We start from the raw sequence: 201 nt of genomic DNA, 5'->3' as shown, positions 1-201 counted from the left end.
GTGCTCGCTCGACCGACTCGGGGTTCTGGGCCAAGTCGAAGGCGACAAGGCCCGCCGCCGCATTCAGCAGCACGATGTCGCGTACCGGGCCGGTCTCGCCCGCGAGCACGCGGCGCACGACCTCGGCGTTCTCCTCCGGGGTGCCGCCGACCAAGTCGCTGATCTGAGCGCGCGGGATCCCCAGATCTCTCGGGTCGATGT

General features: G+C 70.1%; 1 pseudogene. It reads right to left on the bottom strand.

The features are described 5' to 3' along the window. Positions 1-201, bottom strand: a pseudogene (locus AMS65_RS00265) (anthranilate phosphoribosyltransferase); the annotation flags it as partial.

Source organism: Leucobacter celer subsp. astrifaciens, from assembly GCF_001273835.1.
Lineage (GTDB): Bacteria > Actinomycetota > Actinomycetes > Actinomycetales > Microbacteriaceae > Leucobacter > Leucobacter celer.
The sequence above is the reverse complement of the archived record's forward strand: the minus strand, read 5'-3'. Positions and strand labels throughout refer to the sequence as shown.